Consider the following 13,326-nt stretch of genomic DNA (forward strand, 5'->3'; position numbering starts at 1 on the left):
GCGCTGTCACGTCAGATCAGTCCTGGCCGTAGTGGTGATGCGGGCTGATCGACTCGATCGCTTCCCGCAGTTGTTCGAGCCCGCGGTCACGATCGAGCAGATGCACACGCAGCACGGGCCGGCCCTTCTCGACCAGCACTGCCGCATCGCCGGCGGCCTGAGCACGCTGCAGCTGAGCGAAGCCGAAGCCGCGTCCCGGCACCAGCAGATCCGTGCGCGCCTCACCGGTGATCTGGAGGAAGACTCCGTTCGGATGGCCTCCCTTGTGATACTGACCTGTCGAATGCAGGTAGCGCGGGCCGAAGCCGAACGTCGTCTGCACGCCGGCATGGGTGGACACGAGAGGACGCAGCTGAGCAGCCTCGGCATCGGCGATCCGATCGAGGTAGGCCTGGATTCCGACATACCCGTATTCGTCGACCTGGGAGAAGAGCTCCTGCAGGGCACTGACGAGATCGGTCGCTTCGTTCACGACTTCGAGGACGTCGATGACTCCCTCACAGAACTGCGTCTGTTCGGACGTACCAGAGTACGGTCCGTCCAGCAGGTGCCTGGCCTGTACCTTCGCCGCTTCCACATCGGGCTGGTCGAAGGGATTGACCCCGATGCCGTATCCGGCGATGGCCGTGGCGAATTCCCAGAACAGGAACAGCTCACCCAATCCACCGGTGATCGCGGCTTCGAAACCGGACGGCGCGCCCAACTCCGTACCCTCTGCCGACGGATCGAGCAGGCACAGCAGAGCATCCGCGCGTGCATCGGAGAACCCGATGTCCGCGGGGGAATCGACGACGACGGGAAGGATGCCCTGCCCGTCCTTGCCGAGGGATTCGGCGACGAGCTGTTCGACCCAGGCACCGAGACCATGCAGCTGCGGCGAGGTCTCCGCGAGGACGAGCTTCTCCGTCGACCTGGCGTGGGCGATGCTCAGCCAAGCGCCGAACCGCAGCGCCGGATTGTCGAGGCTGTCGGCGGACAGGTCCGCAGCGGCCTCAGCGGCTTCCGCGACGATTCCGCGCACATCGGCACCGGCCAGACCCGCAGGAACGAGCCCGAAGGCCGAGAGCGCACTGAAGCGTCCTCCGACAGTGGGATCGGCGAGGAAGGTCGCCAGGAAGCCCTGATCGGCGGCCAAACTCTCGAGTTCCGTCCCCGGATCGGTGATCGCGATCATCCGGGACGCGGGGTCGACGTCGATCTCCTCGAAAGCCGCAGCGAAGCTGCGCCGGATCGAATCCGTCTCCACCGTGGTTCCGGACTTCGACGCGATGATGAGGACCGTATGCTCGAGGTCGGTGCCGATCGCCTCGGCGACCTGATTCGGATCCGTCGAATCGATGATCTCGAGGCGGACGCCGGCCGTCTGCGCCATCACCTCGGGAGCAAGCGAGGATCCGCCCATCCCGGCCAGGCTGACCGTGCGCAGACCCTTCTCCTGCAGCTGTGCGCGCAAGGACTCGATGTCGTCGATCAGTCCTGCGCCCTGCTGCGGAAGATCCACCCAGCCCATCCGGTCCGCGGCATCCGCGGCACCGTCGAACAGTTCGGCATCCTGGTGGCTCAGTCGGGAGGCCAGGCGGGCGTCGATGAGACGCGCGGCCTCGGCATCGAATTCTTCGTTGACCGGAACGGAGAGTGAGAGCTTCATGATCGGTCCAGAGCCGTACGGATCGTTTCTTGGAGTTCGGTCCAGCTGACGTCGAACTTCTCCAGCCCCTGCTCTTCGAGCACGGTCATGACCTCGGCATAGTCGATGCCCAGCCGCGCCAGAGCATCGAAGACCTCGTCGGCGGCACGGTAGTGCTCGGAGGTGATCTGGCCGTGGACCTCACCGTGGTCGGCGAAAGCCTCCAGAGTGGGTTCGGGCATCGTGTTCACGGTGTTCGGTGCGACAAGTCCGCTGACGTACATCGTGTCGGCATAGTCCGGGTTCTTCACTCCGGTCGAAGCCCACACCAGGCGCTGCGGACGGGCTCCGGCGAGCTCGAGGACCCGGAAGCGCTCGGAGGTGAACAGCTGCGAGTGGATCTCATGGGCGAGCACGCAGTTCGCGATGCCCGCTTGACCTTTGAGCTCTGCAGCCTTCGGATCCTCGATGGAGTCGAGACGGGAATCGATCTCCGAATCCACACGGGAGACGAACACCGAGGCGACCGACCGGATCGTCGAGAGATCGTGACCGGCGGCGCGGGCCTTCTCCAGACCCTGGAGGAACGCCTCGACGACGTGACGGTACCGGGTCAGGGAGAACACGAGGGTGACGTTGACGCTGATCCCGGCTGCGATCGTCTCGGAGATAGCGGTCAGCCCCTCCGCGGTGGCGGGGATCTTGATCATCGCATTCGGCTCGCCCACGCGTTCCCACAGGGCCTTCGCCGAAGCGACAGTACCTTGCGCATCGTGGGCCAGCGGCGGAGCGACCTCGATCGACACGCGACCGTCCTCACCGTCCGTGGAGTCGAAGACCGGACGGAACAGGCGGGCCGCCTCGGCGACATCCGCGGTCGTCAGGGCCTCGATAGCCGAATCCACATCGGCACCGAGTTCGGCGATTGCGGAATCGTAAGCGCCGGCGGCCGAGATCGCGTTCGCGAAGATCGTGGGATTCGTCGTCACACCTGTGACGGAGGATTCGGAGATGAGCCGGGCGAGATCACCGGATTCGAGTCGGGTGCGGGAGAGGTCGTCGAGCCAGATCGAGACCCCGGCTGCGCTGAGCTGCTGGAGTCGTTCACTCATACTTCCGCCTTTGCTGCGTTGATGGATTCCTGGGCTGCGTCGACGACGGCGGAGGCCGTGATGCCGAACTTCTCGTAGAGGGTCTGGTAGTCCGCGGATGCACCGAAGTGTTCGATGGACACGGCGCGACCGGCATCGCCGAGATACTTGTGCCAGCTCATCGCCGAAGCGGCTTCGATGCTCACACGTGCCTTCAGCGAGCGCGGCAGAACCGTGGTGCGGTAGTCCTCCGGCTGGGCGTCGAACCATTCCTGGCACGGCATGGAGATGACGCGTGCAGCGGTGCCCGCTGCCTGCAGGGACTCGGCGGCCTCGAGGGCGATGGCGACCTCGGATCCGCTGGCGATGATGGCAACTTCGGGCTGGTCGCCGGTGTCGGTGAGCACATAGCCGCCGCGTGCGGCCTCCGAGGCGGGTGCGTACTTCTCACGGTCGAGGACCGGGACGGCCTGCCGGGTCAGCACGAGTCCGCTTGGTCCGTCCGTGCGGTCGAGGATCTTCCGCCACGCGACGGCGGTCTCGTTGGCATCGGCCGGACGGACGACGTCGAGGCCGGGGATGGCGCGCAGCGCGGAGAGGTGCTCGATGGGCTGGTGAGTGGGGCCGTCCTCGCCGAGTCCGATCGAATCGTGGGTCCACACGAACAGGTTCGGCAGCTGCTGGAGGGCGGCCAGACGAACGGCAGGGCGCTGGTAGTCGCTGAAGACGAGGAACGTGCCGTTGTACGGGCGGGTTCCCCCGTGGAGGGCGATGCCGTTGCCGACGAGACCGGCGGAGAACTCGCGGACGCCGAAGTGGATATTGCGTCCGTACTCATGGCCGGAGAAGGCGCCGGTGGAGCGGTGAGCGGGCAGGAAGCTCGGCTCACCCTTGATCAGGGTGTTGTTCGACCCCGCGAGGTCGGCGGAACCGCCCCAGAGCTCGGGCATGGTCTCGGCGATCGCGTTGAGCACCTGACCGGAGGCCGCACGAGTGGCGATGCCCTTCTCGCTGGCCTCGAAGACCGGGAACGCCGCGTCGAGATCGGCGGGCAGCTCGCGCTTGGACAGACGGTCGAAGAGTTCGGCGTTGGCCGGGTTGGCGCTGCGCCATTCGGCGAAGGACTTGTCCCATTCGAGGTGAGCGGCACGACCACGGTCGAGGGCCTGACGGGTGTGGGCGAGGACCTCGTCGTCGACGGTGAAGGTCGTCTCGGGATCAAAGCCGAGGATCTCCTTGGTCGCCCGGATCTCGTCCTCACCGAGGGCCGCACCATGCGAGCCTCCGGTGTTCTGCGCATTCGGGGCAGGCCAGGCGATGATCGTCGACAGGCGGATGAACGAGGGCCGGGAATCCGCACGAGCGGCTTCGACCGCGGCGTGGAAGGCTTCGATGTCCTCGTGGTAGTCATCGCCTGCGGTGAAGTCGACGTGCTGGACGTGCCAGCCGTAGGCGGCGTAGCGGGCGGCTGTGTCCTCACCGAAGGCGATCGCGGTGTCGTCTTCGATGGAGATCTTATTGTCGTCCCAGATCACCAGCAGGTTCGACAGCTCCTGTGTGCCGGCCAGCGACGAAGCCTCACCGGACACACCCTCTTCGAGGTCGCCGTCGGAGGCGAGGACGACGACCTGGTGGTCGAACGGTGAGGTGCCGGGAGCTGCTTCGGGGTCGAAGAGTCCGCGTTCGCGGCGGGCGGCCATGGCCATGCCCACGGCCGAGGCCAGTCCGGAGCCCAGCGGACCCGTGGTGATCTCGACGCCGGCAGTGTGTCCGACCTCGGGGTGACCCGGTGTCAGCGAACCCCAGGTGCGCAGCGCCTTGAGGTCATCGAGCTCGAGCCCGAACCCGGCCAGGTAGAGCTGGATGTACTGGGTGAGTGAACTGTGACCGCAGGAGAGGACGAAACGATCACGGCCGACCCAAGTCGGGTCGGCCGGGTCGTGAGTGAGTCCGTGCTGGTACAGGTAGTGGGCGATGGGCGCCAGGCTCATGGCGGTGCCCGGGTGTCCGTTCCCTGTCTTCTGCACCGCATCCGCGGCGAGGAGGCGGGCAGTGTCGACTGCGCGATTGTCGAGTTCAGTCCAGGACAGAGTTGTCATGTCGTCGAGCGATCCTTCGTTCGTCTGAAGAGCGTGCATTCAAACTCTACCCGTCGGATGCCGGAAGCGCCGCCCCTGTTCACCAGCCGCGGTATCGGGGTGCGAGACATTTAGGCTACCGACAAGTAGAGTGTGGTCTCGCACACAGTGATGATTCGACATTCGACAACTGCTGTGGGTCGGGCCGAGAAGAGATCGTGGTTGACAGGAGAGGTGACAGGGTGAGCAAGGGTGCTGATCCCGTGATCGATGCCGCCGTCGCAGACGGCGGAGACCGGCGACCCGAATGGCTGGCGGGCAGGGGTCCCGACCTCGCCGAGGTGGCCGAACGGACCAGAGGGATCCGTCGGCTGGTCTCACGGACCGGCGCGGCCTGCCCCGTGCTCATCGCCATCGTGACCATCGCCGTGTCGTCGGCGATCGGACAGCCGCTGCGCGGCAGCGTTGACCTCGGTGAACTCGGTCTCTGGACGCTCGGCACTCTGCTGCGGCTCACACCCTTCGCCGCCGCGGTGGCAGTGATGCTCAACGCGCGACGGGGCGGGCTGGTGTGGACGACCGCCCTCGTCTACTCCATCATCGCCGGAATCATCGGACTGTGCGTCGATGTGGATCTCCTCCGCACGGATTCGCAGTCGGCTTCGCTGAGCTTCGTCTCAGCGCTCATCGTCCAGGTCGTCGTGCTTGCTCCCTTGTGTGCCGCTGTGGCCTTCCTCGTCCGCATCGTCAGTGACTCGACTCGCCTTCGTGCGACTGGCAAAAACTTCGACAACAGGTAGAATCTAGGGCGTGAGCAAACTTCGTCAGCACCGGGAAGAGCAGAGTGAACGACCTCTGCAGAGGGCCATCGACGAGCAGAGTCTCGCCACTCGACCGCGTTCGATCATCAGTGCCTATATCGCACTGACCAAACCGCGAGTCATCGAGCTGCTCCTCGTTACCACCGCGCCCGTGATGTTCCTGGCTGCTCACGGACTGCCGAACATCTGGTTGGTCATCAACACCCTCATCGGCGGAGCCGCCGCAGCGGCCTCGGCCTCGGTCTTCAACTGCTATGTCGACCGCGATATCGACGCGAAGATGGAGCGGACCAAGGACCGTCCCCTCGTCACCGGTGAGATCAGCCCCCGCTCCGCGCTGATCTTCGCCTTCGTGCTGGGCATCGGCTCGATCTTCTGGCTCGGCGGATTCACGAACTGGGTCACGGCGGGACTCACCGCCTCGGCGATCCTGCTCTACGCGGTCTTCTACACCCTCGTGCTCAAGCGCCGCACCTCACAGAACATCGTCTGGGGCGGCGCTGCAGGCTGCATGCCCGTGCTCATCGGCTGGTCGGCCGTGACCGGGGGAGTCACCTGGGAGCCCGTGCTGCTCTTTCTCGTCGTCTTCTTCTGGACCCCTCCGCACTACTGGCCGCTGGCGATCAAATACAAGGCTGACTACGACGCCGCTGATGTGCCCATGCTGCCGTCGAAGGTGCCGCCGACGTCGGTGGGTCGGCAGATGATCCTCTACACGTGGGCCATGATCGCATGCTCGCTCGCACTCATTCCCGTTGCACCGATGGGCCCGGTCTACACGATCGTGGCCGTGGGCGCCGGAGTCTGGTTCCTGTGGTCGTGCTACTCGCTGGTCTCCCGTGCCAAGCAGGGTAAGGACGGCACCTCGCTCAAGGCGATGAAGGTCTTCCACGGTTCGATCACCTACTTGTCGCTGCTCTTCCTGGCAGTGGCCATCGACCCGTTTGTGCCCACCCTGATCCCCGGGGTCTGGTGAGGCTCACCCTCTGCTGATCAATCAAGGCCCGTTCCCCTGCCCGGGAACGGGCCTTGAACGTGTCTTGAGAAGATGCGGCGGCTGACAGATGCGACCAGTAGTGGTCGATCTCGGCCTGGTCCGCGCATTCGATGGTCAGCGAGATCGCCTCGTTGAATGTGAACACCGGTCCGCCGTCGAGGCAGATGAACTCCGTGCCGTCGAGGACGAACCGGCCGGTCAGGACCTTTCCGCTCGTCCCTTCGAAGTGATTGTCCAGAGACTCGTCGGGATAGCGTTCTATGGAGAGGATGCGCGAATCAGGGAAAACGGAGCAGTAGAACTCCATGGCCTCCTCGGCGCAATCAGGAAACCACAGACACGGAACGATCGGTATGGACATCGGTGCTCCTCGGGTATGCGCTGTCGAGGACGGCAACGCTTGCCGCAATCGCAGCCGACAGCCCCACCATGTGTAAGGCCACGAGCAGTTCGGGAACGCCGAGGAAGTACTGGACGTAGCCGATGATGGCCTGGGCGATCTCGACGACGAGGAGCACGGTCAGCGGAGCGACCATCGCCGTCTGCGCCTTCTTCCGGGCGATGACGAGTGCGGAGACCGTGGTGACGACGAGCAGCCACACCGGCGCGGCATGCAGCCGGGTGATCCAGATGTTGTCGAGGTTGTTGCGGGTCGAGATCGTCGATCCCGAATGGGGCCCCGCTCCGGTGGTGAGCACGCCGAAGACCACGATGATCGCGGTGAGGCCGAGGATGATCCAGCCCAGAGTCGGCAGCGGGGTGGGAGCCTTGGCATCAAGTCGGACGCCCGTGTCATGGGTGCGGCGGACGAAGTAGGCTGCGACGCCCACGGCGACGGCCGAGGGCAGGAAGTGCCCGGCGACGACCCACGGGTTGAGCTTCGTCCACACGGTGATTCCGCCGACGACGGCCTGAACGGGAACGATGGCAAGCAGTCCGATGTTGAGCCAGAAGAGATCCGGGCGCTGCTTCCGGCCTTTCCACAGCATGAGCGCGATGCATACGCCGAGGATCGCCAGGGCCACTGCCAGCAGGCGGTTGCCGAACTCGATGGCGCCGTGGATGCCCATCTCACTGGTGGCCACGAGCGAATCGGGGGTGCACTTGGGCCAATCCGAGCAGCCGAGCCCCGAACCGGTGAGCCGGACGATTCCGCCGGTCAGGATGATCCCTGCCTGGGCGATGAGCATGGCCCAAGCGGCGATGCGGATCTTCTTCGTGACCACTTCACTCCTCATTCGAAACGGAACCACCTGCGTGCCGCAAGCGTTCCCACAAGCCCCCATACCAGGAGGACGATGATTGCCTTGATGTCTGTGCCGCCGTCCCCGATGGCGGACCGCATAGCGTCGCCGAGCGCACCGGAGGGCAGGTAGCCCACGACAGTTCCCCATTCTCCCGGATGGGCGATGACGAGGCCACCGACGCCGGCCATGAGCACCCAGATGAGGTTCGTCGCCGCCAGAGTCGCCTCGGCGCGGACCGTGCCTGCCATGAGCAGGCCGAGCGAGAGCAGCGCGGCAGTGCCGAACAGCGTGGCCAGGAAGAGTCCGAGGATGTCGACGGGACCTCGGAAGCCGAGAATGGCCGCCGCGGCGAAGACGAGTGCGTACTGGATGAGAACGACGACGATGACGGCGCCGAGTTTGCCGAGGATGAGTCCGTTCGTCCCCAGCGGAGTCGTCGCCAGCTGCCGCAGAACTCCGTAGCGGCGGTCGAAGGCGGTTGCGATCGCCTGACCGGTGAATGCGCTGGAGGCCAGGCTCAGGCTCAGCGCGCCGGGAACTGCGATCGACAGCGGATCCGCGTCGGCCTCGATGATCCCGAGGCCCGTGAGCAGGGGAGTCTTCGCGAGGAAGACGAGCAGGCCGAGGGGGAAGATGATTGAGAGCAGCAGCTGTTCGCCGTTGCGCAGAACGGACAGAGTCTCGAACTTCGCCTGCGAGACGATGCGTGTCGAGGTCATCGCAGCGGCCTCCCGGTCAGTTCGAAGAAGACGTCGGACAGGGACTGTCTCTGCATGCCGATGTCCGTGATCTCCGCTCCCACCTCGGCGATGGCCATGCACGCGGCCGCGATCTGCGCCGCTGAAGGTGCCCCGTCGATGGTGATCAGTGAGCCCTGTGCCGAGGCGGGACCGAGCTCGGTGAGCCGATCGACGAGGGCAGTGGGGACGGGGGAGGCGAGGCGTATCGTCAGCGACCGGGACCCGGCGGAGGCGCTGCGCAGCTCCTCTGGCGCTCCCTGAGCGATGATCCGTCCGCGATCGATGACGACGACCTCGTCGGCGAGTTCCTCGGCCTCAGCAAGGTCGTGGGTGGTGAGCACGACAGCGACCCCGCGGTCGGCGAGATCGCGGATGAAGCTGTGGACGACCTCACGAGCCTGCGGGTCGAGACCGGCGCAGGGCTCATCGAGGAAGACGAGACGCGGCCGGCCGATGAGAGCCGCAGCCAGCGCCACCCGCTGCTTCTGTCCGCCGGAGAGTCTGCGCATCGTGCGTCCCGCGAAATCATGGAGGCCGAGGGGTTCGGCGAGCTCGTCGACCGGCAGGGGATTGTCATAGAGGGAGGACAGATGACGGAGCACCTGCAGCGGCTTCGAACTCATCGGCAGCCCGCCATCCTGGAGCATGACCCCTGCCAGCTGTGAAGTCGTGGCATGGTCGGTGACGGGGTCGTGTCCGAAGATCTCCACCGTGCCCGAATCGGGACGTCGCGTGCCGACGGCCAGGGAGATGGTCGTGGATTTGCCTGCGCCGTTGGGTCCGAGAACGCCGAGGACGGATCCGGTCTCGGCCGTGAGGTCGATTCCGTCGACGACACGGTGAGCGCCGTAGGAGTATTGGAGACCGCGTATGGTCAGGGCCGGAGATGACACCAGACTATTCTACGACGCGTCGAAACGGGTGTCGAAACAGCAGGTGAACGGGGTGGAATCGAGCGGTGGTTAGGCTCACCTAGTTTTACGAAACAAATTACGCAACAATATTGTTGTGTTAGTCAAGGAGGTGGATTATGGCTGCAAGCGACACGGAGGATCGCCGCACCCGGCAGAAGGTCTTCCAGTCGGTGCTCGACGAAGGGCCGATCACTGCTTCATCATTGGCCAAAGCCCTCGAGCTGACTCCAGCCGCGATCCGTCGTCACCTGGATGCGCTGGAGAGCGAAGGCCTCATCGAGGTCCGTGAGCTCGCCGGCAAACAGGCGGGCAGGGGCCGACCGGCCCGGCACTATGTGGTCACGACGGCCGGACACGATTCGGTCAGTCATTCCTATGACGAGTTGGCCGTGAACATCCTGCGCTATATGGAGGACAAGCACGGCAAGTCGGCAGTGGAGGACTTCACCGAAGACCTCGTGGGCCGACTGCGGGACCGACTCGGCCCGGAACTCGAGAAGCGCGGCGGTACCACAGTGGCGTCTCGCTCACGTGCACTTGCCGCCGCACTCACACGGGAAGGGTACGCCGCCTCGGCGACCCCGGTCGCGGCCGGAACTCCGTTGGAGGCGATGCAGCTGTGCCAGGGACACTGCCCGATCCAGGCCGTCGCGGCGGAGTACCCGGAGATCTGCGAAGCAGAGCTCGCGATGTTCTCCGACTACCTCGGTGTCGACGTGCGACGGCTGTCGTCGCTGGCGCAGGGCGACCATGTGTGCACCACCCACATTCCGACTTCGGAACTGACCAGACCACTCATCCACAGCAATGATCGACCTCAAGGAGGTTCACGATGACTGACACAGGAAATCGGATCATCGATGCGAATCCCGAGCTCAAAGACCTCGGGCAGTACGCATACGGTTGGCACGACGAGAACGACGCCGGCGCGACCGCGACCCGCGGTCTCAGCGAGGAAGTCGTCCGCAACATCTCGAAGCTCAAGGACGAACCGGAGTGGATGCTCAAGCGTCGACTCAAGGCTCTGCGTCTGTTCGACAAGAAGCCGATGCCGAACTGGGGCGCCGATCTCACCGGAATCGACTTCGCGGACATCAAGTACTTCGTCCGCTCCACCGAGGGACAGGCGACGTCCTGGGAGGACCTGCCCGAGGACATCCGCAACACCTATGACAAGCTCGGCATCCCCGAGGCCGAGAAGCAGCGCCTCGTCGCCGGAGTCGCCGCTCAGTACGAGTCGGAGGTCGTCTACCACCAGATCAACGAGGAGCTCGAGGCTCAGGGTGTCATCTTCATGGACACCGACACCGGCCTGCGCGAGCACCCGGAGATCTTCGAAGAGTACTTCGGGTCGATCATCCCATCCGGCGACAACAAATTCGCCGCTCTGAACACCGCTGTCTGGTCCGGCGGTTCCTTCGTCTACGTCCCCAAGGGCGTCCACGTCGAGATCCCGCTGCAGGCGTACTTCCGCATCAACACGGAGAACATGGGCCAGTTCGAGCGCACGCTCATCATTGCCGACGAGGGCTCCTCGGTCCACTACGTCGAGGGCTGCACCGCTCCGATCTACAAGACCGACTCCCTGCACTCGGCCGTCGTCGAGATCATCGCGAAGAAGGATGCGAAGGTCCGCTACACGACGATCCAGAACTGGTCGAACAACGTGTACAACCTCGTCACCAAGCGCGCCATCGCCGAAGAGGGCGCCTCCATGGAATGGGTCGACGGCAACATCGGCTCGAAGGTGACCATGAAGTACCCGGCCATCTGGCTGACCGGTGAGCACGCCCGCGGTGAGACGCTGTCCGTGGCCTTCGCCGGCGAGGGACAGCACCAGGACACCGGTGCCAAGATGGTCCACGCAGCTCCGCACACCCATTCGTCGATCGTGTCGAAGTCCGTGGCCCGCGGCGGCGGCCGCGCCGGCTACCGGGGACTCGTCCACGTCCATCCGGGCGCCGAAGGCTCGTCGAACAATGTCCTCTGCGACGCCCTGCTCGTCGACAACGTCTCCCGTTCGGACACGTACCCCTACATCGACATCCGCGAAGACGACGTCACACTCGGCCATGAGGCCACAGTGTCGAAGGTCAGTGAGGATCAGCTCTTCTACCTCATGTCCCGCGGCATGGAGGAGACCGAGGCGATGGCGATGATCGTGCGCGGCTTCGTCGAGCCCATCGCACGTGAGCTCCCGATGGAGTACGCCCTCGAACTCAACCGCCTCATCGAACTGCAGATGGAAGGCGCGGTCGGCTGAGACCCGGCCCGGCGCCCACTGCACTCAAAGGAGTAAATCTGTGACTGATACCACCAACCCGCTTGGCCTCTCGGAGCATTCGCACGGTTCCGAGGTCCAAGTGCCCGATTCGAAGCGCGATGCGCGCACCCGCAGCTTCGATGTCGCCGACTTCCCCGTGCCCACCGGCCGGGAGGAGGAATGGCGCTTCTCTCCCGTGCGCAAGTTCAGCGAGTTCTTCGAGGACACCGCCACCGAGGCGAAGCTGAAGTTCGAATCGGATCTGCCCGAGGGGCTGTCCGTCGAGGAGATCTCGCTCGAGTCCGCTCAGGAGCTGGGCATCCTCGAGCCCGAGGACCGCGCCGCGGCCGTCGCCGCCAACCGCGCCTCCGCGGTGACTCACTACTCGATCCCCGCGGACACCGAACTCGAGCGGGCCGCGATCATCCACGCAGACGGCACCGGCGAGGCACTCGGCCACGGCCATGTCGTCGTCACCGTCGGAGCGAACTCGAAGGCGACCATCGTCGTCGAACACGAGGGACTGGCCCGGTATTCCGAACTCGTCTCCCTCGTCATCGGCGATGGTGCGGACGTGACTTTCGTGTCGCTGCAGCTGTGGGACGACGGCTCCCAGCACCTCGGTCAGCACGATGCGATCGTGGGCAAGGACGCGAAGTTCAAGCACATCCACATCACCCTCGGCGGTGACGTCGTGCGTCTGAACACGAACGTGCGCTACTCAGCAGCCGGGGGAGAGGCCGAACTGCTCGGACTCTACTTCGCCGACGCCGGTCAGCACCTCGAGCACCGCACCTACATCGACCACAATACGCCGAAGGCCCAGTCGAACGTCCACTACAAGGGTGCTCTGCAGGGCAAGGATGCGCGCAGCGTGTGGATCGGCGATGTGCTCATCCGTCCCGAAGCCCTCGACATCGACACCTACGAGCTCAACCGGAACCTCATCCTCACCGATGGTGCCCGTGCCGACTCGGTGCCGAACCTCGAGATCGAGACCGGCGACATCGCCGGTGCCGGCCACGCCTCCTCGGTGGGACGCTTCGATGAGGAGCACCTGTTCTACCTCATGAGCCGCGGCATCCCCGAGGATGTCGCTCGTCAGCTCGTGGTCCGCGGATTCTTCAACGAAGTGATCCAGAAGATCCAGGTGCCCGAGATCGAAGACGTGCTCAACGAACGCATCGAGGACGAACTGTCCCGGAGTGTTCTGTGACCATGATCGACGTGGCGGCCACCGACGAGGTGGCCCCCGGCGGCACCATGCGCATCGAGGTCGGCGAGCACGAGATCTGCATCGCTCGCGACTCCGACGGCACGATCCACGCCATCGACGACCTGTGCACCCACGGTGAGGTGTCGCTGGCCGAAGGAGACGTCGAGGACTGCACCATCGAATGCTGGCTGCATGGCTCTCAGTTCGACCTCAACACGGGCAAGCCGGTGAATCCGCCGGCGTTCGAACCCGTCGCGGTCTATGACTGCAAAGAGATCGCCGGCCGCATCCTCGTCGACCCGAACACCACCCTGAACTGACTCAAGACCGAA

Annotated in this window: 13 protein-coding genes; 6 read left to right on the forward strand and 7 right to left on the reverse strand. The window is 64.9% G+C overall.

Going from position 1 to position 13,326, the window contains the following annotated elements; genetic code table 11:
- Positions 1-16 precede the first annotated feature (16 nt).
- The 3 genes from BLU88_RS10940 to tkt are packed head-to-tail and all read right to left on the reverse strand — an operon-like array spanning position 17 to position 4,817.
- Positions 17-1,648, reverse strand: a complete 1,632-nt coding sequence (locus BLU88_RS10940; protein ID WP_092013652.1) for a glucose-6-phosphate isomerase — start codon at positions 1,646-1,648, stop codon at positions 17-19.
- A complete protein-coding gene (tal, locus tag BLU88_RS10945) occupies positions 1,645-2,739 on the reverse strand; it encodes a transaldolase (RefSeq protein WP_092013654.1) in 1,095 nt (364 codons plus the stop codon). Before tal ends, BLU88_RS10940 begins: the two co-directional genes overlap by 4 nt.
- Positions 2,736-4,817, reverse strand: coding sequence for a transketolase (gene tkt, locus BLU88_RS10950; RefSeq protein WP_092017423.1), 2,082 nt, complete (start codon positions 4,815-4,817; stop codon positions 2,736-2,738). The genes tal and tkt overlap by 4 nt, the downstream gene beginning before the upstream one ends.
- 221 nt (positions 4,818-5,038) lie before the next feature.
- Here tkt and BLU88_RS10955 point away from each other — a divergent pair, with 221 nt between their 5' ends.
- A complete protein-coding gene (locus BLU88_RS10955) occupies positions 5,039-5,596 on the forward strand; it encodes a hypothetical protein (RefSeq protein ID WP_092013657.1) in 558 nt (185 codons plus the stop codon).
- A gap of 10 nt (positions 5,597-5,606) precedes the next feature.
- Positions 5,607-6,593 carry a heme o synthase gene (locus BLU88_RS10960; RefSeq protein ID WP_092013659.1) on the forward strand — a complete coding sequence of 329 codons (987 nt, stop codon included), beginning with the start codon at positions 5,607-5,609 and terminating at the stop codon, positions 6,591-6,593.
- On the opposite strand, the gene BLU88_RS10965 is transcribed toward BLU88_RS10960, so the two are convergent.
- Genes BLU88_RS10965 through BLU88_RS10980 form a run of 4 tightly spaced genes read right to left on the reverse strand, consistent with a single transcriptional unit; the run spans position 6,517 to position 9,494 of the window.
- A complete protein-coding gene (locus BLU88_RS10965; RefSeq protein WP_092013662.1) occupies positions 6,517-6,975 on the reverse strand; it encodes a VOC family protein in 459 nt (152 codons plus the stop codon). The genes BLU88_RS10960 and BLU88_RS10965 overlap by 77 nt on opposite strands.
- Complete coding sequence (locus BLU88_RS10970) at positions 6,938-7,840, reverse strand: COX15/CtaA family protein (RefSeq protein WP_231939363.1); 903 nt, start codon at positions 7,838-7,840, stop codon at positions 6,938-6,940. Before BLU88_RS10970 ends, BLU88_RS10965 begins: the two co-directional genes overlap by 38 nt.
- 8 nt (positions 7,841-7,848) lie before the next feature.
- Positions 7,849-8,580: an ABC transporter permease gene (locus tag BLU88_RS10975; RefSeq protein WP_092013668.1), complete on the reverse strand. Its 732-nt coding sequence runs from the start codon at positions 8,578-8,580 to the stop codon at positions 7,849-7,851.
- Positions 8,577-9,494 (reverse strand): ABC transporter ATP-binding protein, encoded by a 918-nt coding sequence (locus tag BLU88_RS10980; RefSeq protein WP_092013671.1) that lies wholly within the window; start codon positions 9,492-9,494, stop codon positions 8,577-8,579. Before BLU88_RS10980 ends, BLU88_RS10975 begins: the two co-directional genes overlap by 4 nt.
- A gap of 137 nt (positions 9,495-9,631) precedes the next feature.
- On the opposite strand from BLU88_RS10980, the gene BLU88_RS10985 reads away from it, so the two are divergent.
- From BLU88_RS10985 to BLU88_RS11000, 4 genes are read left to right on the forward strand one after another with little or no spacing between them, the layout of a single operon-like run.
- Positions 9,632-10,351, forward strand: a complete 720-nt coding sequence (locus BLU88_RS10985) for a helix-turn-helix transcriptional regulator (protein WP_092013674.1) — start codon at positions 9,632-9,634, stop codon at positions 10,349-10,351.
- The gene (gene sufB / locus BLU88_RS10990; RefSeq protein WP_039207512.1) at positions 10,348-11,778 is read left to right on the forward strand and encodes a Fe-S cluster assembly protein SufB; all 1,431 of its coding nucleotides are present in this window, start codon (positions 10,348-10,350) and stop codon (positions 11,776-11,778) included. Before BLU88_RS10985 ends, sufB begins: the two co-directional genes overlap by 4 nt.
- 40 nt (positions 11,779-11,818) lie before the next feature.
- Positions 11,819-12,994, forward strand: a complete 1,176-nt coding sequence (gene sufD, locus BLU88_RS10995) for a Fe-S cluster assembly protein SufD (RefSeq protein ID WP_092013677.1) — start codon at positions 11,819-11,821, stop codon at positions 12,992-12,994.
- The gene (locus tag BLU88_RS11000) at positions 12,991-13,314 is read left to right on the forward strand and encodes a non-heme iron oxygenase ferredoxin subunit (RefSeq protein WP_092013680.1); all 324 of its coding nucleotides are present in this window, start codon (positions 12,991-12,993) and stop codon (positions 13,312-13,314) included. Before sufD ends, BLU88_RS11000 begins: the two co-directional genes overlap by 4 nt.
- Positions 13,315-13,326: the final 12 nt, after the last annotated feature.

Source organism: Brevibacterium siliguriense (assembly GCF_900105315.1).
GTDB lineage: Bacteria > Actinomycetota > Actinomycetes > Actinomycetales > Brevibacteriaceae > Brevibacterium > Brevibacterium siliguriense.